This is a genomic window from Salinimonas profundi (genome assembly GCF_014750655.1).
GTDB classification, from domain to species: domain Bacteria; phylum Pseudomonadota; class Gammaproteobacteria; order Enterobacterales; family Alteromonadaceae; genus Alteromonas; species Alteromonas profundi_A.
This window is the reverse complement of record NZ_JABBXD010000001.1, coordinates 449,893-473,707: the sequence shown is the minus strand read 5'-3', so window position 1 is coordinate 473,707 and position 23,815 is coordinate 449,893. Positions and strand designations below refer to the sequence as shown.

The 23,815-nt window shown below is 48.3% G+C and carries 19 protein-coding genes; 16 read left to right on the top strand and 3 right to left on the bottom strand.

The window, feature by feature from the left end:
- Nucleotides 1–45: 45 nt before the first annotated feature.
- Both rmuC and HHX48_RS02025 read left to right on the top strand, forming a co-directional pair.
- Nucleotides 46–1,542 (top strand): DNA recombination protein RmuC, encoded by a 1,497-nt coding sequence (gene rmuC / locus HHX48_RS02030; protein WP_191021963.1) that lies wholly within the window; start codon nucleotides 46–48, stop codon nucleotides 1,540–1,542.
- A gap of 20 nt (nucleotides 1,543–1,562) precedes the next feature.
- Nucleotides 1,563–2,276: an SOS response-associated peptidase family protein gene (locus HHX48_RS02025; protein ID WP_191021962.1), complete on the top strand. Its 714-nt coding sequence runs from the start codon at nucleotides 1,563–1,565 to the stop codon at nucleotides 2,274–2,276.
- Here the strand turns inward: HHX48_RS02025 and HHX48_RS18905 are convergent.
- A complete protein-coding gene (locus HHX48_RS18905; RefSeq protein ID WP_317983473.1) occupies nucleotides 2,260–6,735 on the bottom strand; it encodes a S8 family serine peptidase in 4,476 nt (1,491 codons plus the stop codon). The genes HHX48_RS02025 and HHX48_RS18905 overlap by 17 nt on opposite strands.
- A gap of 346 nt (nucleotides 6,736–7,081) precedes the next feature.
- Between HHX48_RS18905 and HHX48_RS02015 the strand changes: the two genes are divergently transcribed.
- The 8 genes from HHX48_RS02015 (at nucleotide 7,082) to HHX48_RS01980 (ending at nucleotide 16,700) form a co-directional block, all read left to right on the top strand.
- Nucleotides 7,082–8,269, top strand: a complete 1,188-nt coding sequence (locus HHX48_RS02015) for a thiamine pyrophosphate-dependent dehydrogenase E1 component subunit alpha (RefSeq protein WP_191021960.1) — start codon at nucleotides 7,082–7,084, stop codon at nucleotides 8,267–8,269.
- Nucleotides 8,269–9,246: an alpha-ketoacid dehydrogenase subunit beta gene (locus tag HHX48_RS02010; RefSeq protein WP_191021959.1), complete on the top strand. Its 978-nt coding sequence runs from the start codon at nucleotides 8,269–8,271 to the stop codon at nucleotides 9,244–9,246. The genes HHX48_RS02015 and HHX48_RS02010 overlap by 1 nt, the downstream gene beginning before the upstream one ends.
- 9 nt (nucleotides 9,247–9,255) lie before the next feature.
- Nucleotides 9,256–10,929, top strand: a complete 1,674-nt coding sequence (locus HHX48_RS02005; RefSeq protein ID WP_191021958.1) for a dihydrolipoyllysine-residue acetyltransferase — start codon at nucleotides 9,256–9,258, stop codon at nucleotides 10,927–10,929.
- Nucleotides 10,930–11,026: 97 nt separating this feature from the next.
- Nucleotides 11,027–11,896, top strand: coding sequence for a 23S rRNA (adenine(2030)-N(6))-methyltransferase RlmJ (locus tag HHX48_RS02000; protein ID WP_191021957.1), 870 nt, complete (start codon nucleotides 11,027–11,029; stop codon nucleotides 11,894–11,896).
- Nucleotides 11,893–13,737 carry a protein kinase domain-containing protein gene (locus HHX48_RS01995; RefSeq protein ID WP_191021956.1) on the top strand — a complete coding sequence of 615 codons (1,845 nt, stop codon included), beginning with the start codon at nucleotides 11,893–11,895 and terminating at the stop codon, nucleotides 13,735–13,737. The genes HHX48_RS02000 and HHX48_RS01995 overlap by 4 nt, the downstream gene beginning before the upstream one ends.
- 7 nt (nucleotides 13,738–13,744) lie before the next feature.
- Nucleotides 13,745–14,605, top strand: coding sequence for an acyl-CoA thioesterase II (gene tesB / locus HHX48_RS01990; RefSeq protein WP_191021955.1), 861 nt, complete (start codon nucleotides 13,745–13,747; stop codon nucleotides 14,603–14,605).
- Nucleotides 14,606–14,610: 5 nt separating this feature from the next.
- A complete protein-coding gene (locus tag HHX48_RS01985) occupies nucleotides 14,611–15,150 on the top strand; it encodes a gamma carbonic anhydrase family protein (protein ID WP_191021954.1) in 540 nt (179 codons plus the stop codon).
- Nucleotides 15,151–15,581: 431 nt separating this feature from the next.
- On the top strand, nucleotides 15,582–16,700 hold the full coding sequence (locus tag HHX48_RS01980) for a pyridoxal-phosphate-dependent aminotransferase family protein (protein WP_397541054.1): 1,119 nt from the start codon (nucleotides 15,582–15,584) through the stop codon (nucleotides 16,698–16,700).
- Between the two features lie 50 nt (nucleotides 16,701–16,750).
- Here HHX48_RS01980 and HHX48_RS01975 read toward each other — a convergent pair whose 3' ends face one another.
- Nucleotides 16,751–17,479 (bottom strand): DUF3307 domain-containing protein, encoded by a 729-nt coding sequence (locus HHX48_RS01975; protein WP_191021953.1) that lies wholly within the window; start codon nucleotides 17,477–17,479, stop codon nucleotides 16,751–16,753.
- Nucleotides 17,480–18,109 (bottom strand): hypothetical protein, encoded by a 630-nt coding sequence (locus tag HHX48_RS01970; RefSeq protein ID WP_191021952.1) that lies wholly within the window; start codon nucleotides 18,107–18,109, stop codon nucleotides 17,480–17,482. It abuts the gene before it with no gap.
- Nucleotides 18,110–18,261: 152 nt separating this feature from the next.
- Between HHX48_RS01970 and HHX48_RS01965 the strand changes: the two genes are divergently transcribed.
- The 6 genes from HHX48_RS01965 (at nucleotide 18,262) to prc (ending at nucleotide 23,785) form a co-directional block, all read left to right on the top strand.
- Nucleotides 18,262–19,491 carry a nucleoside recognition domain-containing protein gene (locus tag HHX48_RS01965; RefSeq protein WP_191021951.1) on the top strand — a complete coding sequence of 410 codons (1,230 nt, stop codon included), beginning with the start codon at nucleotides 18,262–18,264 and terminating at the stop codon, nucleotides 19,489–19,491.
- A gap of 93 nt (nucleotides 19,492–19,584) precedes the next feature.
- Nucleotides 19,585–20,319, top strand: coding sequence for an SIMPL domain-containing protein (locus HHX48_RS01960; protein ID WP_191021950.1), 735 nt, complete (start codon nucleotides 19,585–19,587; stop codon nucleotides 20,317–20,319).
- Complete coding sequence (locus tag HHX48_RS01955) at nucleotides 20,316–20,774, top strand: GAF domain-containing protein (RefSeq protein ID WP_397541059.1); 459 nt, start codon at nucleotides 20,316–20,318, stop codon at nucleotides 20,772–20,774. The genes HHX48_RS01960 and HHX48_RS01955 overlap by 4 nt, the downstream gene beginning before the upstream one ends.
- The gene (locus HHX48_RS01950) at nucleotides 20,771–21,061 is read left to right on the top strand and encodes a hypothetical protein (protein WP_191021949.1); all 291 of its coding nucleotides are present in this window, start codon (nucleotides 20,771–20,773) and stop codon (nucleotides 21,059–21,061) included. Before HHX48_RS01955 ends, HHX48_RS01950 begins: the two co-directional genes overlap by 4 nt.
- Nucleotides 21,062–21,076: 15 nt before the next feature.
- Complete coding sequence (gene proQ / locus HHX48_RS01945) at nucleotides 21,077–21,742, top strand: RNA chaperone ProQ (RefSeq protein ID WP_191021948.1); 666 nt, start codon at nucleotides 21,077–21,079, stop codon at nucleotides 21,740–21,742.
- A gap of 3 nt (nucleotides 21,743–21,745) precedes the next feature.
- Nucleotides 21,746–23,785 carry a carboxy terminal-processing peptidase gene (gene prc / locus HHX48_RS01940; protein WP_191021947.1) on the top strand — a complete coding sequence of 680 codons (2,040 nt, stop codon included), beginning with the start codon at nucleotides 21,746–21,748 and terminating at the stop codon, nucleotides 23,783–23,785.
- Nucleotides 23,786–23,815: the final 30 nt, after the last annotated feature.

The window sequence follows — 23,815 nt, the reverse complement described above, 5'->3', positions numbered from 1 at the left end:
ACTTGAGACAAGTGCCCGTTTTTTGTTTTATCGGACATAAAAAGAATGAATACAGAAGCATTGACGCTTATCGGCAGTGGCGCGTTGGCGGGATTAGTAAGCGGCGCGCTTGTCACATACTGGCTTTGCCAGCGTCGCTTTTCGCTTGAGCGGAATTCGCTGACCGAACAAAACCACCTGTTGCAGCAACAAACTGAGCAGGCCGAGTTATATTTTAACCGACAGCTTTCGGCAAAGCAGGACGAACTGGCCGTTTCGCAGGAACGGCTGTTCGATGCACAAAACCAAATCGGTGAACTGGGGCAAAAGGCCGCTCAGCTGGCGCGTCTTGAGTCAGATTATGCAGCCCAGCGCCAGGAGCTGAAGGATCTTCAGCAGGCACACTCACAACTTAACGCACGTCATGAGGCGCAGTCTGCCAGTTTCAAACAAAGCGCACAGTCTAACGATGAAAAAATAGCCATGCTTGAAGCAGCCGAGCAGCGTCTGCAAACGCAGTTTGAGAATCTTGCCAATAAGATTTTCACCGAAAAAAGCGAATCGTTTACCCAGACGAATAAATCCGGCATGGACGCACTGATTAACCCGCTTAAAGAACAACTGGAAAGCTTTAAGCGACAAATCAGTGATCAGTACAACCGTGAAGGCCAGGAACGCGCGTCGCTGAAAACCGAAATACTGTCGCTCAAAGAATTAAATCAGCGCATTACCGAAGAAGCGTCAGCTCTTACCATGGCGCTAAAGGGTGATAATAAAAAACAGGGTAACTGGGGTGAAGTAGTCCTGGAGCGTATTTTAAAAGAATCAGGGCTGCGTGAAGGGCATGAATTCGAAACGCAGGTGTCACTGCGAAGCGACCATGGCCGGTTACAACAACCCGATGTGGTCGTCCATCTGCCCAATGATAAAGATGTCATTATTGACTCAAAAGTGAGTCTGGCGGCGTATGAGCGCTATTTTAACGCAGAAGATGAAGTTCAACGCAGCCAGCTTCTTAAAGAACATGTCAGCTCGGTAAAAGGGCATATTAAAGGGCTGGGCGCAAAAGACTACCAGGAACTGGCAGGGCTCAAAACCCTTGATTATGTACTGATGTTTATACCGGTTGAACCGGCATTCTTACTGGCAATTGAAGAAGAGCCGGATTTAGTGACCCTGGCGCTTAACCACAATATCATGCTGGTAAGCCCGACCAACCTTCTGGTTGCGCTTCGAACGATTAACAATATCTGGCAGTATGAATACCAGAACCAGAATGCGCAAAAAATTGCAGCGCAGGCCGGGCGACTATACGACAAATTCACCGGTTTTGTTGCTGATATGGATAAAATTGGTAAATCCCTGGAAGCAACGCAGAAGCATTTTGACGGTGCTCTGGGGAAATTATCTACCGGGCGGGGCAATCTGGTCAGGCAGGTCGAACAATTTCGGGGGCTTGGCGTACAACCAAGCAAGCGTTTATCTGACGAGATGATTCGCGGGGCGATGGATTCAGACGATGACTCGCTTGAGGAGGACGCTGCGCGCTCATCATTGCCCTAACCAACAGGAGGTATGGGTGTATGTGTGGAAGAATTAATGTTACCGACTCTGCCGGTGTTAGAGCCCTGTGTGAACAACTTGATATACAATTTTGGCCAGAAGAGGGGATGCAATTTTCCCGTTTCATAGGTGCCACCGACAGGGTATCGGTGGTTTTCAACGCTGCCGATGATAAACGTCAGATGGTGAATGCCATTTGGTGGTTATTACTGGAAAAAGCCTCCCCGGAGGGTGCCTTCAAACCATCCCGGTATACCTCTTTTAACACCCGTTACGATAAACTGAACAAACGCGGCAGTGCCGGTTATCAGGCCTACAGAAACCAGCGCTGTATAATTCCCGCCAGCGGTTTCGGTGAAACCATCAATATTGAAGGTAAAAAATATTATCACGATATGATGGTGCCGCAAGATGACGCGCTGGCGTTGGGCGGTCTCTATCGGACCTGGCATTACACTACGGATTCGGGCCAGTCACTGACAGAATACTCATGCTCAGTGGTTACGCTGCCGCCTCATGATAAATTTCAGCATATCCATAAAAAAGCCAGCCCGTTAATGCTTAGTGCCAGTGATGGCAGCATGCAGGACTGGCTCAACCCAATGATGACATCAGGCACGCTTAACTATCTGCTGACACCTAAAATTCGCCAGCCATTAAATGCCGTACCCATCGACAAACCTTCCACTTACCAGCCGATAGGTGAAAGTAACATCATCAGTGCCGACGACTAGCATTAGCATTTATTTTGCGTAACAGCGCCATCACACACAGAATAAGTAAAATATACCCCTGAACAGTGCCGCCACCGCCGCCACTATTCTGATTGCGGTTTTGCGTTGTTGCAGGTGATACCGATACGGTGGTTGTATCAGACGCCTGATTGCCAAAGCTATCTGTCACGGTTACCTGTAGCGACAAATCCGTTGGCTCACTTACCTGCGGGGCGACAAGCGTTACGGTATCCGTTGTCGCGTTAGACAGTGTGGCGTTTGCCGCGCTGCTCAGCGTCCACTGGTATTGCAAGCTATCGCCGTTGGCATCCGTTGCAGTAACACTGATTTGTCGGGACTGACCAGCTGTTATGGCTATTACAGCGCCACCATTAATTGCGACCTGCGGAACCGCTTCGATCTGTACGCCGGTAAACTGAGCAGCCCGTTCTTCGCGAGTGCCTTCGACATTTGTAATGGCAGATACCACCTGAATATCAAAGGGGCCAGGAGCTGCCGCATCCGTTACCCGCGCCTCGAATTGTAGCTGTGCTACTACCTGAACTGCGGCGTTCAACGGATAAACACAGACAGCATCACGTTGACGCGTGGTTACCGATACTGGTTGCCACAAAGGTTTTCCGTTGTTAACCGCGGTCGCAGGCGCCAGGGAATTTGCCTCATCAAACGCCATCACGATAGAGGGTAGAGTCGTATCATTTCCTGCGCGCAGCAACAGCGCCGCTTTGTGTTCCGACTGGGTATCGTGCCACTGGATCACTGAGTTATTCTGGCTATCTTTGACCATCCGGGTAGCCATGCCTGTGGCTGCATCCGACGGTATATAAAACGGGCTTATCTGGTTAAGTGCAGAAATAGTTTCAAGCCCGGTTTGCTCAATGGTCTGAAGAGACATCGTAGGATCAAAATTCACCTTGCCGTTCTGCGTCACCGTCACATGTGTCTGTGTCTGGCCCAGATAGGATACAGGGGTGGTAAACGTTTTAAATTGTCGGGCATCGGGTGCATCGGGTGTCCAGGAGAAAAACGGCTCCAGCTGGTCAGCACCATCCTGGCATTGCAGGTCTGTAGCGGCAGTGGTGATGGCCACCTGCTGTTCAGGCGTCTCTACTGCTGTTTGCGTGACTTCCCAGACAATCTGATTGTCAGAAACTGACGAGGCGCCCGTTACACTGCTGGTGTCCAACGCCAGAGAATCTGGCAGGGTTACATCAATGACGTAGTTACGATCCTGGTTAGTATCATTGGTTATTACATTAACGGTAAAGGGAATAATATCTCCCACAGACACTCTGGCAGGCGCCTCAGTGGTAAGATAGACGTCATCCCGATCTCTGACTAAATCCACTGTACTAAAACCCACATCAGCGGTGGCGTTCGCATCACTGCTAAGCGCGAAGGCACCATAGTAGCGATCGCCAATGACTGCCTCAGGTAATGCCCAGGTCAAACGCAAATCAAACTCTTCTTCTGCTGCGACCGATTCGGGCCCCTCTACTATAAGATTCGATTTAAGTGCATTACTTAACACACCGGTATAAAGTGTAAAATCATCCTGTGAAGCGCCCGAACCGGCCCAGTTCTGAACGACCACCCAATAGTCTCCGGGCTGTGGGCGCTCCAGGCTAATATACTCGGTGACGTTAAATGAGGTACTTTCTGCAATTATCTCCGACACTTCCGGTATGCCATTCTGATTTTGGTCATAAATAACGAATAAGTCCATATCGTCGGCGCTAGAGTCGGTGATCTCTGCCACTAGACGTATATCAGAGCTGGCCAGTGTCAAAGGCAGCATATATACACCATCACTGGTATCGTCCAACAGCTCGCTGTTATCGGAATCAGGTGCCAGGGTTTCAACGGTTTTTGTCGCCGGCGTGAAACCATAAGACGACGCAGTGAGTTGACTGATTTCTGTGGTGTACACATCTTCAATCAGCAAGCTGTCAAAATTACGATGCGCTTCGATATCAATTGCATCCGGGATAGTGCCATTACTGGCAAACGCCACCACCGGAATATGGAGTATGGCATTATCGTTACCGGTAAGACTTATTTGCCCGATGCCTCGCTGATTGTTGCTCAGCGACTCGGTGTCCATTGCAATGGTGAGCGTTTGTGACTCACCTGCAGCCAGTGAGAAAGCAGTCGGCGACACAGAAACAGAGAAGGCATTGCCATCACTGCTTGCCTGAGCGGTCCAGCTACCATCATGCGTGGCCGTTACCGTTCGTTGCCAGGTGCACCGATTGAAACATTCGCTATCTATCACTGCAGGCATGTTCAAACTGCGAGGCTCGCCGCCCAAAGAAGGATCTGCATTGCGGTATCGTGCCGTTGTTTCATTCATAATAAGAGAGCTTTGCATGGCAGCATCAATCTGAACGCGTCCGGCGCCCATATCAAACCAGCTGGCTGCGCGGCCGCTGTTACCGGTCTGTACGGCTGTTTGTGCAGTTAACATCATGGCAGAACGAATTTCATCAGGGGTCCAGTCAGGATGCGCCGCTTTAATCAGTGCAGCCGAACCGGCTACATGTGGACTTGCCATAGATGTGCCTGACAAATAGGCAAAGTCTGCCGGTGCCGGGCCTGTTATGTCATGACCAAAATGCTCATCAGAAAACGCAGCAAATATGTCTACGCCGGGTGCAGTCAGATGGGGCGTCAGTGTACTGATTAATGAGTTTGGCCCACGCGAGGAAAAATCAGCAACAATATCGGCAGCGTCTGGATCTACTGAAATACCCCCATCTGCGGCGGTAATTGTCGCTATATGCTCGCTGCCTGAAGCGAGCCAGCTTCGTAAGGTTTCCGCATCCTGCGCATCAATATGAATGCCGGGGATTACGTAGGTGTCATTGGCAAGATTGGTCGCGCCGCCTTCTGTATTTGCCAGCACATATCCGCCAGCACCGCCGGCAGCAACATTTTTTGCCTTCTCAATACGGGCGATATCGCCCCTGTCACACACCACTATTTCGCCATTAAATGTACCTTGAGGGTAGGGCTCAAGACATTGTGCCGGATCATTGCCGGGATCATTCGGGTTGGGAACATCACCGGCATAAATGACCGGGGCACGAATCTGCCCGGTATTGCTGGAGCCGGTCATCGGAGCAGGCGTAAATGTGCCACCTGAAAAATTCTGAATTTGTTTTTCGTAGTCCACCAGACGCCCGTGTGTTGTGGCGCCGACTACGGTCATCCAGGGGGATTGTTTCTCTGTAGTAAAGTCATCAGGCCCGGAATTACTGGCAGAATGAGAGGTAAAAATGCCGGCACTGTGCGCCGCCAGCCATGCTTCGTTTACCGCGCCGGTCCAGGGATCGCCACCGCCGGAAACAGAAAAATTGATGACATCAACAATACCACTGGCAATTGCATCTTCTATGGCTTTGGCAATGACAGAGTCGTAGCACCCATTGTAAGTATCGTCGTCCTCGCCGGGCAGACATACCTGGAACGAGACGATATTTGCATGGGGCGCCACACCGGAAATCTGCTCATAGATAAAGCCCGATTCGATGCCATCACTTTGTGTCTGGCCGGCATCAGGCAACACTTCAGCCACATCGCTAAGAATATTGCCGGCGGCAATAGCGGCCACGTGAGTGCCATGACCGTTATAGTCTTCGCCATTTTGCGGCAGCGCCTCTTCAAACACATCGGTGTCAGTGTAGACCTCTGTAATTGCCGGATAACTGTAAACGCCGATTAGCTTATCATTACATAATTGCGCAGACCCTCTGGCACAATCACCCAGATAATTACCTGAGCCCAGTGGATTAGTATGGTCGTAGCCATCGCCGCCGATATCAGCAAAGGAGGGATGATCGGTATTGATACCGGTATCAAGCACGGCGATGGTCACCCCCTCACCGAATGTCGCTGGGGTGCTTCCTGCTGTGCCAGCCCAGACATTATCGGCACCAATAAGCAATGGCCCGGTATCCGTCTCAAGGGTGCGAACGGCGTCTGCTTCGATAGTTTTAATACCGTCAACGCTGCGCAACAGCCTAGCTTGTTCCGCACTTGCTTTTATTGCTACACCATTGATGGCGTAGTGATACTGGTTGAGTACCGTAAAATTACCTATCTTACTGCGCATGGCATCAAGAAGGTGTTTCTGTTTCTGTTGGAGTGCATTGACGTACTCGATTACATTACTGCTTTGACTCACAGGTTCAGATGACGTGTACGGGACCAGCGCGTTTAGCTGATTTTTTGCAGGCTGGATAATATTCTGATGATATTGCACGGCAGAGGGGGCTTCAAACCGAACAATATAAACCTGCGACCTGTCGTCAGCATCCATACTGTTGGGCCGTACCTGATTATAACTGGTTGCCTTTCCCTGAGAGGTAGGGTGCAAAGGCCTAAAGTCAGTGGGCTGTGCGGTAACGCTTCCTGTCATCCCTGCTGTCAGCAGCAGGCTCGCAAGTGTGGTCATCATCGACGTCAAAGTGAAACTCCATAAACTGATGAATCGATTATTAATTCACTATACCAGTTCAGACATGAATAGTTGATGAATAATCCAACATCAAATTGGACGGTATTGATTACATTACCGTAATCAGTCCCAAAAGGATGAAAATGTTAAATAATATGGAGATTGTTTAATGGCTGGTTAAATTATTAGGACGGTAATCCTAATCATAGCCATGATTAAAGGATAAAGTATTTTCTTTTGTCGTGTTTCGATTCGTAAATAGCAAGGTCTGTAAATCGAACATGCTCTAGCATAGACCATCATTACATAGTCGTTTTTTACCTCAACTCAACGAGAGGGATTCACAGTGCAAGACAGAAATCATCTGGCACGGGTAGAAACCACCCATCAGGTCCATATTATTGAAAATGGTCTGATTGATATACCCATGCTGCAAATCCTTAAGCCTGATGGCACGCTGCACGATGAGGCACAGGAACCTGCGCTTAGCGAAGACGTCGCCCGTAAAATATATGACACCATGGAATACATCCGGGTCCTGGATGAGCGTATGATTGGTGCACAGCGTCAGGGACGTATCAGTTTTTATCTGGCCTCTACCGGCGAAGAAGCGGCAGCTGTCGGCAGTGCTGCTGCATTATCACCGGACGACATGATTATGTCGCAATATCGTGAACAGGGCGCGCTGGCCTATAGAGGTTATACCACCTCTCAGTTCATGAACCAGATGTTCAGTAACGAAAAAGATCCTAATAAAGGCCGTCAGATGCCCATTCACTATGGTGATAAGGCACTTAACTTTATGACTATCTCGTCACCGCTAGGCACGCAGATCCCACAGGCTGCAGGTTACGCCTATGGACAGAAAATGGCCGGTAACGATGCCATTACTATCTGTTATTTCGGTGAAGGCGCGGCATCAGAGGGAGACTTCCATGCGGGCCTGAATATGGCTGCAGTGTTGAAGTGCCCGGTCATTTTCTTTTGTCGTAATAATGGTTATGCCATATCAACGCCGGCCGCAGAACAGTTTGCCGGTGACGGCATCGCCTCGCGTGGTCTGGGATACGGCGTGAAAACAATCCGCGTAGACGGTAACGATCCTCTGGCTGTATTTGCTGCCACCAAACGTGCCCGGGAGCTGGCACTGGAAGAGCGCTGTCCGGTATTGATTGAAGCAATGACCTACCGCCTTGCCGCGCACTCTACTTCTGATGATCCGACGGGCTACCGTTCGCGCGAAGAAGAAGATAAATGGCGTGCTAAAGATCCCATTCAACGCATGGCCAAATGGTTGCAGCAAAAAGGCTGGTATGATGAAGCGGCCAACAAGCAGCTCATTGATGAGACGCGTCAGGAAGTGCTCAAAGCACTTAAAGAAGCAGAAAAAGTGTCAATCAATCCCATCGAAGATATCGTCAGTGACGTCTACGATGAAGTGCCATGGCATTTAAAAGAGCAGCTGGATAATCTAAAAGACCATATCCGCCAGTATCCCGACGCCTATCCAAAAACATCAGGGAGAGTGAAGTAATGGCGAAAATGAATCTCTTACAAGCAATTAATAATGCCCTGATTACCGTGATGGATCAGGACGAACGCGTCATGGTTTTCGGTGAAGATGTGGGTCATTTCGGCGGTGTATTCAGAGCCACCAGTAATCTACAGGAAAAATATGGTCGGGGCCGGTGTTTTAACACGCCTTTGACAGAGCAGGGCATCATCGGTTTTGCAAATGGTCTGGCCTCACAGGGCTCAGTGCCGGTTGCGGAAATTCAGTTCGGTGACTATATCTTTCCGGCGTTTGACCAGATTGTGAACGAAACTGCAAAGTTCCGTTATCGCTCAGGCGGTCAGTTTTCCTGCGGCACACTGACTATCCGAACCCCTTATGGTGGGGGGATCGCCGGTGGTCACTACCACAGTCAGTCACCGGAGGCGTTTTTTGCACATTGTCCGGGTCTGAAAATTGTTATCCCGCGCAACCCTTATCAGGCAAAGGGCTTGCTGTTAGCCTCTATTCGTGACGATAACCCGGTGCTGTTTTTAGAGCCTAAGCGTTTGTACCGCGCATCGGTGAGCGATGTACCTGAAGAAGATTATGAATTGCCTTTAGGTAAAGCCGATACCGTGCAGGAAGGAAGCGATATTACGCTGCTGGGCTGGGGCGCACAGATTGAGATATTGCAAAAAGCAGCGGACATGGCGCTGGAAGACGGTGTCTCTTGTGAAATCATTGATCTTCGTTCCATTTTACCGTGGGATGCCGATGCAGTGGCAGAGTCTGTGATGAAGACTGGTCGCCTGCTGATTAACCATGAAGCGCCATTGACCGGTGGGTTTGCCAGTGAAGTGGCAGCGACTATTCAGGATCGCTGCTTCTTGTATCTGGAAGCGCCCATCGCGCGTGTTTGCGGCCTGGATACACCGTATCCGCTGGCACACGAAAAAGAATATATGCCAGATGAGCTTAAAACGTACGAAGCCATCAAACGTACACTGAAGTACTAGGGGCCCGGAATGACAACAGAATTTATTTTACCGGATATCGGTGAAGGAATTGTAGAGTGTGAATTGCTTGAATGGCTGGTTGCTGAGGGCGACACCATTGAAGAAGATCAGCCTGTTGCTGAGGTAATGACTGACAAGGCAACTGTTCAGATCCCGGCAATGCACGCAGGTGTAGTGAGAAAGCTGCATTATAAAGTCGGCGACATTGCCAAAGTGCATGAGCCTCTTTTTGCAATGGATGTTGAAGGTGATGAAAGCACTGCTGACTCGCCGGCATCTTCAGCAAACGAAAAAGCGCAGGCACCTACCGCGGAAGAGGAAGTGCCGGGCCGTGAAAATAACGCGGCAAAGGATGAGGCGCAGGAAGCAAGCACTGGTAAGGGGCAGATTGAAGATTTTATTCTGCCTGATATTGGTGAGGGTATTGTTGAGTGCGAGATTGTAAAATGGCATGTCGCTAAAGGCGATACCATAGAAGAAGACCAGCCTGTCGTTGAAGTCATGACAGATAAAGCCATGGTGGAGATTCCGGCTAAGCATGCAGGTGAGGTGCACGAGCTGTACTATCAGCAGGGTGATATTGCAAAAGTACACGCGCCCTTATTTGCTCTGGTAGTTGAAGGAGAAGGGGATTCGCCTTCCCAGGCACAGCCAGAGTCGACCAGCAAAGCCACGCCATCGGATAAGTCTGCCTCTGCCGGTGGGACAAGCAATGTCTCAAAGTCTCAGGAGCAAAAATGGCCCGATGGCGACTTTGAGCCACCGGTTGAAATTCCCGGACGTGTGTTGGCCAGCCCGGCCGTTCGCCGTGTAGCCAGAGAAAAAGACATTGATCTGACTAACGTGGAAGGTTCAGGTAAAAAAGGCCGTATCCTTAAGCAGGATGTGCTGGATATCACATCGCCTGCCAGGGACGAGGATAAAGCGGATAAAGCAGCGTCTTCGCAACCTGCACAAAGTACCGCCAAGCCGTCTGGTGGTATCACCACAGAGCCGGTCAAAGGTATCCGTGCTGCAATGGCTAAACAAATGACCGCATCAGTACAAACCATTCCTCATTTCACGGTGAGCGATGAGTTGCAAATGGATGCGCTTATGACGTTGCGCAGCGAATTGAAACCGGTATTTGCTGAAAAAGATGTGAAGCTGAGCTTTATGCCCTTTTTTGTAAAAGCGCTGTCGCTGGCTTTGACTGAGTTTCCGATTATTAACAGCCAGCTAAACGATGATGCCACGGAGTTGTCCTACTTCGATGATCACAATATCGGCTTTGCGGTTGATTCAAAAATTGGTCTGCTGGTGCCTAATATCAAACGTGTTCAGGATTTGAGCTTGTTTGAGATTGCTCAGCAAATGCAGGACATTATAGATAAAGCCAGAGAAGGGAAACTGGGCGGTGATATGCTTAAAGGCGGCACCATCAGTATTTCAAATATCGGTGCGATTGGTGGTATGACGGCAACACCGGTTATCAATAAACCTGAAGCCGCCATCGTGGCATTGGGTAAAACACAAAAGTTACCGCGCTTTGATGAAAACGGTAATGTTATGGCGCAACACCTCATGCAGGTGAACTGGTCAGGTGATCACCGGATAATTGACGGTGCAACCATGGTCAGGTTCAATAATCTGTGGTGCAGTTATCTGTCGAATCCAACCAGTATGCTCATGCATTTGAGATAACCTGTAATGTACCAGGGGCGCATTTTGTTATGTGCTCTTGGTATTTGCTCCCTGGCAAAGGTAATATAGCAAGATAGGCTTTTTCGCAGGGATTTTTGTGCTTAGTTACCGTCACGCATTTCATGCAGGCAATCATGCCGATGTTCTTAAACACCTCGCCTGGCTGGGTGTCATTTCTCATTTAAAACGCAAAACAAAACCATTTGTCCTGTTTGATACTCATGCGGGCGCTGGCCAGTACGCGCTTGACAGCGAGCAGGCGATGCTAAACCGCGAATATGATAGCGGAATAGCCAGACTGGATGACGTTGAGCCAGCCAGCGCTTTGCTGTCCGACTACATGGCAATTGTGCAACCTATGATGGAGGCGGGTATTTATCCTGGCTCTCCCGGCTTGGCTGCACGTGCGATGCGGGCTCAGGATGCTGCGCATATGATGGAATTACATCCTGCTGAATTTCCTGCTTTGCAAAGCAATCTGGCATCGTTTGGTTCATCGCACGGCCAGAATGGAAGTATTCATTTGCACCACCGGGACGGACTGGAAGGACTGATCGCCATGACGCCGCCAACACCTAACCGCGGCGCGATACTTATCGATCCACCCTATGAAGTTAAAGATGAATACGGGCAGGTAAAGACAACGCTTACGACCGTGTTACAGCGGTGGCAAAATGCGCAGGCAGTGGTCTGGTATCCGTTATTGTCCGAACGGGCAAAAGAAAAAGCCGGACTGTGTCAGGAAATGGTACAGGATATTGCTAAATTAGGTAAAAACTGTTTCAAAGCCGAGCTTACGGTAACTGAAAATACGCCCGATGCGGGTATGTATGGTTCGGGCGTGTGTATTATAAATCCAGCCTGGCAACTTGATGAACATCTTACTCAGGCGATGAAAGAAGCATGTCTTGCGATAGGCCCGGACGCCCGCTTTTCGCTGCAATGGTTAAAGCAAGAAGCATCATGACTGTCCAAGCGGTTGCACTCAAACACTTTTATATCCCGGAAGAGCAGTCTATTTATTTGCTCAGTCATGCTGATGCAAAGAAGCTAAAAGACTGGGTTAATCTCTGTATTGAGCAGCTCTCACAGCTGGGATATTCCGAGATTGGCCTGATAGGCAAAGGTGCGTTTGGTTTTGTGTTCGCTGGCGTGGCTGAATCCGGTGCCCGACATGTTTTTAAATTTTCCAGAATCACATTGCCTCAGCATGTCAGAGACCGCCTTGAAGATGAGGCTTTCATGTTGTCTCAGGTCACCCACCCCAATGTGCCGCCCCTTGTTGCATTTCAGCAGGTCAGGAAGCAGGCAATATTAGTTATGCAGCGTGCAGAAGGCGATGATCTTGAACAGCTTAGCCTTCAGGTCGGCCCGTTACCCGCGCGTATTATTGTTAAGATCACTGTACAACTGGCCCATATCCTTATTGCGTTGCGCAGTAATACCCAACACAAAGAACCTAAGCCGATTGTGCATGGCGATATTAAACCGTCCAATCTGGTCTGGGACCCCCTCAGCGAGCGAGTGCAGCTTATCGACTGGGGCTCATCGGTGTTTGCGCAGCTGGACAATGAAGGGCAGTTCGTTGTTTCCAATGTCATGGACCTGATGTCTTCGGACATGCAGCAAACCAATGCAAGGCTGGGCGATGTCTATTTTATCGGGGACGAGCAGTTAAATGGCGCGCTGTCATCCCCCAGATTTGATGAACAGGGACTGGCCAGTACTATTTACGCGCTGGCATCAGGCCAGTCGAGCCGGTTCGGACGTAAAGTCATCACGCCACAGTCGCTGGGCTTGCCGAAAATGCTGGCTAATATTTTGTCGTATATGCTCAGTGATAATCCACGTGACCAGCGCTCGGGTGCCGATTATTTGTTTGCCCATTTGCATGTGTTAAATCAAATGGTATTTGGTGATGATGTGCCGGTAAAACTGGCACCGTTGATACCGGTCTGGGTAGGCAGTGAGCATAAAGACATCGAAACCGTCGTTTACAGCTCACGAAAATCTTACCTTCGCCAGCATGCGCCTGAAGCTGATGCGCAACTTAAATACATCAATGATGCGCAGTTTGAGCGATATTATAAAAATTATCTGATGGGCATGGGTGAAACTGAAAAAGGTTTTATTGCCGCCGTCAGCCGGTTAGGCAAGTTTCCCGTAGTAGGGGGCATGGCTATTCGCTGGGAGCCAGATGGCGTCTATGTCGACTCCAGTCTGAATCTTTACGATGTGAACAGGCAGGCGGCATTTGAGCAGTCTGTGAATAATGTGATTAATCTGGCCCGCGCCATTCATCGCTCTGGTATTTTTAAATGTTGTATGTTCAATGCAAAAGATACTATCCATATTGAACGCGACTCTGCTGATGAAGCCTTCCTTCCGGATACGACGTGTCGCATTCCTTTTGAACTTTCCCGCACGCCGGCAGTAAAGGATACCAGTCGAACGCATTCATATTTTGAAGATGGTGAAGATCCCGATGAATTACTTAAGTTGCCGGACGCGATAATGCAACGCCTTGAGCAACTCAATACTATTCATCATACAGGGTGTATTATCTTTGAGGCACTGCCTGCTCATCTGAAAATCCATAGTTATTACATGTTGCTTGATCATAGTCAGAAAGCACAATTTGAACAGTTATTAGCCGATATTGTAGAAGCGGTACCCAGGATTCGCGGACTGGGAATTTCAGGATTCATGAAGCTGCCCTATAAAGATACGCGCTTTTTTGAGCATAAGGCGCAGCAACCGGAAAAATACTATCCCCGTAATCCCAAAGTTATTAGTGAAATGGAGTAGATAAACCATGTCTGAGGTTAAAATGTCCTCGTTGTTTGAACTGGAGTCCATCGAAAAAGGTTTGTTTCGAGGGCAAAGCTGGGATCTCGGTTTCCGGGCACTGTTTGGCGGTCAGGTGCTGGGACAGGCGCTTGCAGCTGCTCACAACACAGTAGAAGACGATCGCGTGGTTCATTCTTTTCACACCTATTTTTTATTGCCCGGTGATGCCAAAAAGCCGGTCGTATATGATGTTGAAGTTGTCCGCGATGGGCGCAGCTTTTCCGCCAGACGGGTAAAAGCCATTCAGGATGGCCGCAATATATTTTATATGACCGCTTCTTTCCAGACTGTCGAGGGCGGCATGACACATCAGTACGCCGATATGCCTGATGTGCCCGACCCGGAATCGTTGGATTCCGATATTACATTTTACGAAAAAAACTACGACAAATTGTCAACCAGCATGCAGGAAGCGCTCAGCTATCATAAGCCCATCGATATCCGCACTGTGGATGCTGCAAATTCATTTAAGGGGCAGGCCAGGGAGCCGGTACGGCATGTCTGGCTGAAAGTCCGGGATGAAATGGACGACAACCTTGGGTTGCATCAGGCTACATTGGCTTATGCATCGGATTATCATTTTTTAAGTACTGCACTTCAGCCTCACGGCATTGCGGTTTCTGATAAGGGCCTGCGTATGGCTACCATTGATCATGCAATGTGGTTTCACCGCCCGGTCAATTTAAATGACTGGCTGTTGTATGCCATGGACAGTCCTTTTTCTGGCAACAGCCGCGGCATCGTGAAAGGACAGATTTTCAACCGGGCCGGAGAGCTTATTGCCACCACCATGCAAGAAGGCATGATTCGTAAAAAGGATAAGTAGTTGTTATGATCTATCAACTTAAAGATAAAGCCCCTCAAATCGGAAAGCAGGTTTATATTGCGCCCGGCGCGCACGTCATTGGTGATGTCACGTTACACAACAATGTCAGTGTCTGGTTCAATGCAGTGATCCGTGGGGACTGCGACAGTATCGTTATAGGCGAAAAAACCAATATACAGGATGGCTGTGTGTTACATACCGATCACGGTGTAAAAATGCATATTGGCAAAGGGGTGACCGTGGGGCATAAAGTCATGCTGCATGGCTGTACCATTGACGATTTCAGCCTGATAGGCATTAATGCCGTGGTTTTAAACGGCGCAAAAATCGGAAAGTATTGTGTAATTGGGGCCAATACGCTGATTACTGAGAATATGGAGATTCCTGACTATTCGCTGGTCGTTGGCTCACCAGGAAAAGTGATTAAAACGCTGGGAAAAGACGCGGAAGGTATGCTTGAAAAATCGGCAGAGCACTATGTGGAAAACGGTCAGAATTTTGTAGAAAATTTGCAACTTGCCAGAGATCCTGCTGCTTATTTATAACGTTTTTGTCGCCCATAAAAAATGCCCAGAACTTGCGTTCTGGGCCTAGGGGAATGGCTCATTGCTGAGCCGTGCGCTAACTTTTGCAAAGGGAGAAGTACATGCAATTGTTTACAGCCTATTAATAGTAGACCAAAATTGCTCAATTTATAAACAAATTTTTATGAATTTTTTTTACACCCAACTGCGTCAAATGTATTTCAAATCGTGAACCGCGACAAGCGTTTTCTAAGCCGGTCCGATCACTTTACAAATCCATATTCAAGAAGCACAAAATTTATTCACAAATTCCATTACGCGTATCTGTCTTTATGGATCAACATGTTGTTTTATCGTGGTATTCATTCGATTGATAGTCACAATAGGCGCATTGAGCTTTTTCCCATATGTTGTCACAATCAACGTTCACATGAACGTATTAAGGAACCGTTATGGATCACGCCACTTTTATCCCACCTGAACGTACACTGATGGGCCCTGGTCCCTCCGATGTCAGTCAACGGGTACTTAATGCCATGGCGCGGCCAACGGTCGGGCATCTGGATCCGCTTTTTATCGACCTGATGGATGATATTAAAGGTTTGCTGCAATACGCCTTTAAAACTGACAATCCGCTTACCATGCCGGTGTCGGCGCCGGGTTCGGCAGGGATGGAAGCCTGTTTTGCCAATCTGGTCGAACCCGGTGATAAGGTGCTGGTGTGTGTAAATGGCGTATTTGGCCAGCGCATGGTTGAGAATGTGACTCGCTGTGGTGGTCAGGCGCTGGTTGTTGAAGACGACTGGGGCACGCAGACCGACCTGCAAAAGGTCGAAGATGAGCTAAACGCACACCCGGATATAAAGATTTTAGCATTTGTTCATGCTGAAACCTCAACAGGCGTGCGAAACGATGCCCGGCAGTTGTGCCAGTTGGCCCGGCAATATGATTGCCTGAGTATTGTTGATGCGGTGACGTCGCTGGGTGGTATCGAGGTTGATGTGGACGGATGGGGCATTGATGCGATTTATTCAGGTTCGCAAAAATGTCTGAGCTGTGTGCCCGGAATATCGCCAGTTTCATTTGGTCCGCGTGCTGTAGAGCGTATTCAGAATCGTCAGGTGCCGGTGCAAAGCTGGTTTCTGGATATGAACCTTATTATGGGATATTGGGGCAAGGGAGGTAAGCGGGCCTATCATCACACTGCACCTGTCAATAGCCTGTACGCGTTGCATGAGTCACTGCTAATGTTGAAAGAAGAAGGGTTATCTCAGGCGTGGCAACGCCATCAACAGGGGCATGAAAAGCTGTACAAGGGACTGACTGATTTAGGCATCAGCTTTGCCGTTGATCAAGCGTATCGGTTGCCACAGCTTAATGTCGTTACTATTCCTGACGGGGTTGACGATGCAGCAGTCAGAAAGCAGCTTCTTGATGAATTTAATCTTGAAATTGGTGCCGGGCTGGGCGACCTTGCCGGTAAAGTCTGGCGAATAGGGTTGATGGGGTTTGCCTGTAAGGACCGCAACATTGATCATTGTGTGGCCAGTATTAGCAAGGTTATCCGCTAACGCCGGGTTGTTTTCATAATGCCTTGAAGTGTCGTACCCGCAATCTCCTGTCAGGCGGGTACGATAGCGATGATAATCCAGCCAACAATCAGTGCCAGTGCAAAACTGAATAATGTTCCCAGCATCATGTACTCTGTCAATCGCATGTCTTTGGCTTTAGAGAGATCACCTACCCGAAAGACGGTTTTCGTGGCAACCAGAAATCCGAGCCCGGTATACTGACCTACCAGTATAAAAGACAGCGCCAGTACGCGTTCTACATAGCCAATCCAGCGACCAGCATCTCCCAGGCTCTGATTTTCACCGGTGGCGAGAACTTTTGTGTGTCGCGCCAGCACCTGAGCAATAAGAATACTGGCGGGATTAAGCACAATAATATAGCCAAGCATACATAGTAGTGTGTCAGGCTCTATCAACATAGCAGCCATTGCACTTAGCTGTGCTTTGGTAACACCTGTTAGCAGCACAGTCACTGTCAGGATTGCAAGAATATGTGCCAGCTGGTCGATAATGAACGCGATGAGACTGTGATGGCCGGATTTTGCCCAGTCAATCAACCAGTGGGTCAGCGCAATAAACAGCCCCCACACGATGGCAGCTACAAAGCCGGCATCTGCTATCCATAGCGCCAGTGTTGCTAACGCAAAATGAATTACGCTGTGCTTATATAGCGCGCTGGCTCTGATACCTCTGGCGTGTCGGTTTTCTATCCATGCGCGCGGCTGTAAGTAAAAATCGCCGATAAAATGGGCGGTGAGTAATAACAATAAAACTGTCATTTATACGGATCCATCCTCGCAGATTAATTCTTGGGTATAGGCTATAAATTCCGGCAACAGCTCTGCGCCGGCCGCGCGCAGTCGCTCACTGATGTTCTGACGTGAAGTAGATAATTTTTCTGCCAGAGACTGATGTGTGGGAAAGTCATTGGTCACGTAGTCATACAACAAACTCATCTGACTGGTGTTTAACCGGTTTAATATATAGCTGAGCTGGTGACATATAATCGTCAGGGCAGACATTTTTTTATCAGCCACATTAATCATGAGCTGACCACTTTTAAGCGAATCAAGCGTTCTGCCGGCTAAAATATAAGTATCACCATTATTTTTACCCGGGTCGTTACCGGTAACTGTACCAGGACCAAATGCAAGACTGATGGTACTTTGCAAAGGTAAGCCGGCGCGCTCGCTGGCGAGCCATAATTTGATTTCCAGTAAAAGCTTTCCCGCAATGTCTGCTTGCCGCGTGGCAATTTGAAACTCATCGCCCCTGTAAACAGAATAGATAACGTTGTACTGTTGCTTTATCGTTTCCAGATAATTTTCCAGTGCCTGAAGCATGCTGGCGTAGTTAGCGGGTGTCAGCTGACTCGACCCCACTAAATCGACATTCATCACCGCAATCATTGCCTGTCTTTTCCTTTTCACTCATTACAAAGCAAGGTTATATACTTGCTTTAATCTTTGCAAGCCTCAGAGGTTGCCCCTGCTGAGAGGGTCATAGGGTTTTGTGCACTTTCTGATACACTGCCCAAAAGAACAATGAACAACAAGCAGTAATGATTCATAAAATTTGGCTATCCTTTATTCTTACGGCATTTATCGCAACCTGTGCTCAGGCCTTGACCGGTGCCGGCAGTGCCGGGTTTGAACAGGTCATGACAGCCGTAAGCAGTATGGCAGGGCTCAGTGTAGATATTGCGATTGGGCTTATCGGTGTGCTCGCTTTCTGGCTGGGCATTTTTGAGGTTGCTGAAAAATCAGGAATGATTCAGAAGTTTGCACGTCTGCTATCGCCACTACTATGCAGGATTATGCCGCAGATCCCCCGTGACCATCCGTCATTAGGCAGTATCACCATGAATTTGTCAGCCAATGTAATGGGCTTGGATAACGCTGCAACGCCGTTCGGCATTCGCGCCATGCAGGATATGCAAAAGCTCAATAATAAGCCTGATACACTGACAAACAGCCAGATCTTATTTCTGGTCCTCAACACGTCTTCTGTGACGCTGTTTCCGATTGCTGTCTTTTTATATCGTGCGGAGCAGGGCGCAGCGCAGCCAACCGATGTTTTTATACCTATATTACTTGCTACCAGTGCATCGACACTTGCCGGCGTGCTGGTCACGGCCATGGTACAGAAAATCAACCTCTTTGATAAAGTTATTGTGCTGTACGCCGCCGCCATATTTGCCGCCCTGACGGCGGTAGTGCTTTACTTTTCAACACTTGCGGCAGACCAGTTAGCCAGCCAGTCCTCCGTTGTGGCTAATTTTTTACTGTTAAGTTTTGTGATTACCGTGCTGCTGGCGGGCTACCGGAAGAAACTCAATACCTATGAGTTATTTATTGATGGCGCTAAAAAGGGTTTCGAGGTTGCCGTCTACCTAATCCCTTATTTGCTGGCGATGCTAATTGCAATTGGTATGTTGCGTGCCAGCGGTGTGCTGGACTATGTTTCAGATATACTTGCTACACTGGTTGCTATGCTGGGCGGCGATACACGCTTTGTTGAAGCCATTCCAACAGCGTTGATGAAACCGCTGTCCGGGAGTGGTGCCAGAGCGCTGATGATAGAAACTATGCAGTTTCAGGGTGCAGATTCCTTTGCAGGTCGCCTGGCCTCAGTACTTCAGGGCTCCACTGAAACCACGTTTTATGTACTGGCCGTTTATTTAGGCGCTGTTGGGATAAAACATGCCCGACATGCGGTAGTTTGCTGTCTGGCCGCCGACGCTGCCGGTATACTTACTGCAATAACAGTCAGTTACTGGTTTTTTGGTTAAGTGTTCATTCATACATTGTTCACATTGGTAACGGCATAGTACCAATCGCACCAATGCGAAAACACGTAGTTAAATAAAACAGGAGCAATACATATGCGAACGCCGGCTATCAGGTACATTCTTAACAGCGCACTGGCAATCATGACGATGGTATTTTCTGCAGCCAGTATCGCGCAACAGCAAAATACAATGCAGCCCGTAGCGCAGATTCAGGTGCAGGGCACCGGCAGTGTTGCAGTTACCCCGGATGCTTTTAGCGTAACTTTTATCCTGGAGCAAAAAGGTGAAACTGTCAGTAAACTCAATACGCAACTTCAGAATGACCTGAATCAGCTAACCACGTTTTTAATGGACCAGGGTGTGCCTGCCAAAAATATTCAGTCCATGCAGATAAGGCTTTCGCCCTGGTATGAGAATAGTGCGCAGGGGCGTAAGCAGGAGGGCTTTGTTCTTTCCAGAGAGGTTTCGGTTACGCATAACCAGATTGACCAGTATGATCGTATTATTGATGGTGCGCTCAAGCGGGGCGTAACACGGATAAGCCAATTTGAACTTGTTTCACAAAGTCAGCAGGATGCCTATCAACAAGCCTTGATAAATGCCATTAGTGATTCCAAATCACGGGCAGGCCTGATAGCTGCTGAGCTGGATGTACGTGTTGGCAGTGTAATCAGCGTTACCCAGCAGCATGGTGGTATGGTATTTTCCTCGGCAAAGACAAGAATGGCGATGGCTGACGAATCTGCGGCAATGCCGGGGCAGCAACAGATTGAAGCAAATGTGAATGTGATTTTCGCGTTAGATGCAGTTAAAAACGGAGAACAATAGTGTCACAAAATGAGTATGAACGGTTAGCCGCACAGGCTGAAGCGCTAGTGAGTGGTGAAAAAGATTTGATTGCCAACATGGCGAATATCAGTGCGCTACTGTTTAATCATCTTGAAAAAGTAAACTGGGCCGGTTTTTACCTTTATAAAGAAGAGCAGTTGGTGCTTGGTCCGTTTCAGGGGCAGCCTGCCTGCATTCGCATCCCAATGAATCAGGGCGTTTGTGGCACCGCGGCGGCAAAACGAAATACGCTAGTGGTTGAGGATGTCCATGCATTTGATGGCCATATTGCCTGTGATGCCGCGTCGAATTCAGAAATTGTTATTCCTCTAATTGTGAATGACCAACTGATTGGCGTACTGGACATAGACAGCCCTGAATATGGACGTTTTACTGATGTGGATAAAACCGGACTTGAGAAAATAGCACATACGCTGGAAGCAACCCAGGCATGAAAGATAATGTAGACATTCATGTGGTACTGGCTACCCCCGAAGATATGGATGACCACCATTCAGATCCTCATGAGGCGGCGGAGCGTTTAAATTTCATTCTGCATGCCATGTATGATAAAGCCGATGAAGACATCGATACAGGCAGGCTTGAACGAATATTACACTACACATGGGAAGAGTGGCACCAAAATGCCAGTTTATTGGACATTGACGATGATGAATTGCTGGATTGGGTTGACCACACGCTGGCAACTTGGGATGATGCGGATAATTCGGATTTTTACTAACTAGCGTTAAATTTAATGGAATCAGCAGAAAAGTTTTCTAACAGTAAAGAAGTGATTGCCTTTTTGGCGGAACGTTTCCCACACTGTTTTTCTACCGAGGGCGAAGCGCGTCCACTGAAAATTGGTATTTTTCAGGAATTGGCAACAAGATTAGAAGATGAAGAGCGAGTCAGCAAAACTCTGCTACGCTCTACATTAAGACACTACACTAACAGTTGGCGTTATCTGCATAGCATCAAAGAAGGCGCATATCGCGTTGACTTGGATGGCAATCAGGATGCTCAGATTGAAAAAGAGCACGCTGACCACGCCAAGCAGCAACTTGACGAGAGCAAAGCAAAAGCAGCGGAGAAACGCAAAGCGAGGCAACAGCAGGACGGTGAAAAACGCCCGCCGCGTCGTAACAACGCTAAGCCAGGTGCCACGTCAACCAAGCGTACTGGCGAAGCAAAAAAGGGAACTAAACCGAAATCTGATAGACCAATGAAGACTCCCCCGGCAAAATTGTCCGAATCAGATCTTCATGCCGGGACAAGAGTTACGGTTAAGTTGGGCAAGGCGCCAATGCCTGCCGTCATTACTGAAGTAGCCAAAGATGGCATCCATGTTCAGCTAGATACCGGGATGGTAGTAAAAGTGAATTCGGACGCTTTACGTTTGGCTGGCTCCAAGAGGTCGTAATACATGAAAGATATCCTTCGTATTTCCATTGCCACTGCATTTCTGACTATGGGTGTTGGAGCAGGGGCTGTCACCACTACGCCTGACGTTGAAGAGTTACCCATTCTCCAACAGGAAACTCAGCATAGCGTTGCTGCGAAGAGGGTGAGTGCACTGTTTACCAGAGCGCACTACAAGGAAATTGCGTTGGATAATGCGCTGTCTGAAAAAATCTTCAATCGTTTTCTCAAAGCAATCGACAACAATAAACAGGTGTTATTGAAGTCTGATGTTGAAAATTTTAAGCGCTACCAGGATGATTTTGACGAGGCACTGTCTCGCGGAAATCTGAAAGTCGCATACGATATTTTCAATCAGGCCTCCGAACGCAGAATGCAGCGTTATGAATATGCACTTTCGCTTTTGGATGAAGAGTTTGACTTTGAGAAATCGGATGACAAATTCTATTACGACAGAGAAGACGCCACTTGGGCAACATCAGAAAAAGAGCTGAATGAATTATGGCGTCAGCGTGTTAAATACGATGCGCTGAATCTGATTTTAGCGGATAAAACCTGGGATGAAGCGAAAGAGCTGCTGACCAAGCGTTATAACCGTGCAATCAAACGGATTAAACAGACTCAAAGCGAAGATGTTTTTCAGACTGTCATGAACAGTTTCGCCAGAAGTATTGAGGCGCACACCAGTTACCTTTCACCGCGCAATGCCGATCGTTTTCAAATGGAGATGAACCTGTCTTTTGAAGGTATCGGTGCGGTATTGCAAAGTGAAGAAGACTTCACCGTTATTAAAAGCATCGTTCCCGGTGGCCCTGCAGATAAATCCAAGGCATTAAAGCCTGAAGATAAAATCATTGGCGTTGCACAAGATGACGAAGAGTTTGTGGATGTTGTAGGCTGGCGACTTGATGAAGTTGTTGATCTTATCAAAGGGCCTAAGGGCTCAACGGTTAGGTTGCAAATTCAAAAAGGGGCCAGTGAAAGTAAATCAATGTCTGTGGTGAACCTTACTCGTGACAAGATAAAACTTGAAGACCGTGCTGCAAAATCAGAAATCTACGTCCCTGATAATGGTCCGCATGAAGGTGAAAAACTGGGTGTTATAACTATTCCAAGTTTCTATAACAACCTTCACGCTGATGTCAGTAAGGAAATCGATAAACTCAATGCGCAAGACGTCAAGGGTATCATCGTAGACTTGCGTGGTAACGGTGGCGGCTCGTTAACCGAAGCCACGTTGCTGAGCGGTTTGTTTATAGAAAAAGGGCCCGTTGTACAGATTCGCTACGGCGAGGGCAAGGTCAGCGTAAACCGTGATACCGATGGTGAAGTGGCTTATGAAGGACCATTGACCGTTCTGGTCGATCGTTACAGCGCGTCGGCTTCAGAGATTTTTGCAGCAGCAATGCAGGACTATAACCGTGCATTGATCATCGGCGAACAGACATTTGGAAAGGGAACTGTACAGCAACACCGTGGACTGGGTCGCATCTATGACCTTTACGAGAATCCGCTTGGTAGCGTACAGTTCACTATTGCTAAGTTTTATCGAATAAATGGGGGTAGCACGCAACATAAGGGTGTCGTGCCGGATATAAAATACCCATCGCCGATAGACCCTGCTGAGTGGGGCGAAAGTCAGGAAGAGACAGCGTTACCATGGGATAGTATTGATCGTGCTAATTATGCGACGTTCGGTGCAGACCAGAGTGCTGTTGATGTGCTGACTGCCAAGCATAATAAACGAATTATGGAAAACCCTGAGTTCAAATATATCTACGAAGATATTGAGGACTATAAAGAGAAGAAGAATCGCGATTTTGTGTCGCTGGTAAAATCAGAGCGCCTTGCTGAGAAAAAAGAAGAAGAAGAGCATAATTTAGCCCGCGCGAACGAGCGTTTGGCCAGAATGGGCAAAAAGCCTGTTGAGTCGCTTGAAGATATACCGGACGATGTTGAAGAACTGGATCCTTTCCTGGATGAAGCGGCAAATATCACGTTTGATATGCTTAATACAGGCAAGTATGCCATTAACAATAATTAGAAAATAATAGTCATGAAAGGCTGGTGTTGA

Coding starts and splice junctions, on each gene's coding strand:
- rmuC (WP_191021963.1), top strand. CDS start 46: ATGAATACAGAAGCATTGACGCTTATCGGCAGTGGCGCGTTGGCGGGA.
- HHX48_RS02025 (WP_191021962.1), top strand. CDS start 1,563: ATGTGTGGAAGAATTAATGTTACCGACTCTGCCGGTGTTAGAGCCCTG.
- HHX48_RS18905 (WP_317983473.1), bottom strand. CDS start 6,735: ATGATGACCACACTTGCGAGCCTGCTGCTGACAGCAGGGATGACAGGA.
- HHX48_RS02010 (WP_191021959.1), top strand. CDS start 8,269: ATGGCGAAAATGAATCTCTTACAAGCAATTAATAATGCCCTGATTACC.
- HHX48_RS02005 (WP_191021958.1), top strand. CDS start 9,256: ATGACAACAGAATTTATTTTACCGGATATCGGTGAAGGAATTGTAGAG.
- HHX48_RS01995 (WP_191021956.1), top strand. CDS start 11,893: ATGACTGTCCAAGCGGTTGCACTCAAACACTTTTATATCCCGGAAGAG.
- tesB (WP_191021955.1), top strand. CDS start 13,745: ATGTCTGAGGTTAAAATGTCCTCGTTGTTTGAACTGGAGTCCATCGAA.
- HHX48_RS01985 (WP_191021954.1), top strand. CDS start 14,611: ATGATCTATCAACTTAAAGATAAAGCCCCTCAAATCGGAAAGCAGGTT.
- HHX48_RS01980 (WP_397541054.1), top strand. CDS start 15,582: ATGGATCACGCCACTTTTATCCCACCTGAACGTACACTGATGGGCCCT.
- HHX48_RS01975 (WP_191021953.1), bottom strand. CDS start 17,479: ATGACAGTTTTATTGTTATTACTCACCGCCCATTTTATCGGCGATTTT.
- HHX48_RS01970 (WP_191021952.1), bottom strand. CDS start 18,109: ATGATTGCGGTGATGAATGTCGATTTAGTGGGGTCGAGTCAGCTGACA.
- HHX48_RS01965 (WP_191021951.1), top strand. CDS start 18,262: ATGATTCATAAAATTTGGCTATCCTTTATTCTTACGGCATTTATCGCA.
- HHX48_RS01960 (WP_191021950.1), top strand. CDS start 19,585: ATGCGAACGCCGGCTATCAGGTACATTCTTAACAGCGCACTGGCAATC.
- HHX48_RS01950 (WP_191021949.1), top strand. CDS start 20,771: ATGAAAGATAATGTAGACATTCATGTGGTACTGGCTACCCCCGAAGAT.
- proQ (WP_191021948.1), top strand. CDS start 21,077: ATGGAATCAGCAGAAAAGTTTTCTAACAGTAAAGAAGTGATTGCCTTT.
- prc (WP_191021947.1), top strand. CDS start 21,746: ATGAAAGATATCCTTCGTATTTCCATTGCCACTGCATTTCTGACTATG.